1 protein-coding gene is annotated in these 1,264 nt (G+C 62.1%); it reads left to right on the top strand.

The annotated features are described in order from the left end of the window. Positions 1-69 precede the first annotated feature (69 nt). Positions 70-1,232 (top strand): IS3 family transposase gene (locus tag ATN37_RS00045; RefSeq protein WP_085989961.1). Its coding sequence is split into 2 segments (ribosomal slippage): positions 70-354 and positions 357-1,232, totalling 1,161 coding nucleotides; the frame shifts between segments, so codons are not numbered across the junction. Positions 1,233-1,264: the final 32 nt, after the last annotated feature.

Raw genomic sequence — 1,264 nt, 5'->3', positions numbered from 1 at the left:
GGGTCTGCTGCACGGATAGGTGACATCTGATCTGTGGTGCCGAGAGGTGCCGCTGGAAGGATGTGCACCATGCCGAAGCCCTATCCCCGAGAGTTCCGTGAGGACGTTGTTCGGGTTGCCCGCAGTCGCGAGCCCGGAATGCTGTTGAAGCAGATCGCCGCCGACTTCGGGATCAGTGAATCCTGCCTGACGGGTTGGCTGAAAGTGGCCGATATCGAGGACGGAATCAAATCAGGAACTACCGGTGAGGACGTGGTCGAGAACCGGGAACTGCGCAAGCGAATCCGGTTGCTCGAGCAGGAGAACGAAGTCTTGCGCCGTGCTGCCGCCTATCTTTCCCAGGCGAACCTGCCGGGAAAATGATGTACCCGCTCGTTCGTGAGCTGGCCGAGGACGGCATTCCCGTCACGGTGACGTGCCGGGTACTCGAGATCGCTCGCCAGCCCTACTACCGGTGGCTGGCTGACCCGGTGACCGATGCCGACCTCGCGGAGGCCTACCGGGCGAACGCTCTGTTCAGGGCCCATAAGGACGACCCGGAGTTCGGCTACCGGTTCCTGTTCTACGAGGCTCGCGACGCCGGCCAGGTGATGGCCGAGCGCACAGCGTGGCGGATCTGCTCGAACAACGGCTGGTGGAGTGTGTTCGGCAAGAAACGCGGAAAAGCCAAGCGCCCGGGGCCTGCGGTCCACGACGACCACGTCCAACGCAACTTCACCGCCGATGCTGCGAATCAGCTGTGGCTGGGCGACATCACAGAGCATTGGACGAGCGAAGGCAAGCTCTACCTGTGCGCGTTCAAAGACGTATTCTCCAACCGGATCGTTGGCTACTCCATCAGCGATCGGATGAAGTCCCGGCTCGCGGTCGATGCGCTCGACAACGCCGTCGCCCGCCGAGATTTCGTCGCAGGCTGCGTGGTCCACACCGACAGAGGATCGCAATTTCAATCAAAAAAATTCGTCCGTGCTCTGAGCCGCCATCACATGGTCGGCTCGATGGGCCGCGTCGCTGCGGCCGGCGACAATGCCGCCATGGAGAGCTTCTTCTCTCTACTGCAAAAGAACGTCCTGGACCGCCGCCCCTGGCGCACCCGCGACGATCTCAGGATCGCGATCGTCACCTGGATCGAAAGGACCTACCACCGCCGACGCCGCCAAGTCGGGCTCGGCCGATTGACCCCCATAGAATACGAGACCATCATGACCACACCAGCCACTCAGGCTGCGTGACTCAACCTGTCACCTGATCGTGCAGCAGACCC

Source organism: Rhodococcus sp. MH15 (assembly GCF_019266045.1).
Lineage (GTDB): Bacteria > Actinomycetota > Actinomycetes > Mycobacteriales > Mycobacteriaceae > Rhodococcus_F > Rhodococcus_F qingshengii.
Note: the sequence above shows the minus strand (reverse complement) of the source record. Positions and strands in the feature narration are given on the sequence as shown.